This window comes from Vibrio sp. 704, from assembly GCF_033339295.1.
The window spans coordinates 1-505 of sequence record NZ_JAWOUH010001080.1 but is presented as its reverse complement, the minus strand read 5'-3'; the positions used below and the strand labels follow the sequence as shown (position 1 = coordinate 505).

Below are 505 nucleotides of genomic sequence, written 5' to 3'. Positions count from 1 at the left end.
CGTAGCCTTGTTGTACAAAGAAATCAACCACTTGCTTGCTGATTCTTACAAGATCGATATCAACGCAATCGTAAGGACTAGTTGGATCTGAAAAGTCGATGTAACAGATGCTATCGGCTAGGCGTTTAGGTAACTTATTGACCACCTTTTGGTCGACTTTCCCGACTAAAAGGACACCCGTGATCTTTTGCGTTTCAACATCAATTTCGCTGTTGTAGCAATTGGTTAGCGTAATGCCGAGTTTATCGCACTGAGTTTCAATCCCATGACGAATCGACAAGTAGTACGGGTCATTCACTTCTGCTTCTTGTTTGTAATTGTACAAGGCCAAAAAGTGATGTTTTTGCTTGGCTTCTTTGGTGGCTTTCTTCGAGCTGCTGGTGCGGTACTCCAGCTTTTCTGCGATTTCTAAAATGCGGCGTTTGGTTTCTTCTTTAACGCTCAACGTCGGATCGTCATTCAAAACTCGCGATACGGTTGCAAGTGAGACGCCCGCTTCAGTGGC

Annotated in this window: 1 protein-coding gene; it reads right to left on the bottom strand. The window is 44.6% G+C overall.

Annotated features, from left to right (window positions below; genetic code table 11):
- The coding region (locus R7R24_RS30755) for a LacI family DNA-binding transcriptional regulator (protein ID WP_318120719.1) at nt 1–505 on the bottom strand (505 nt) is incomplete at both ends.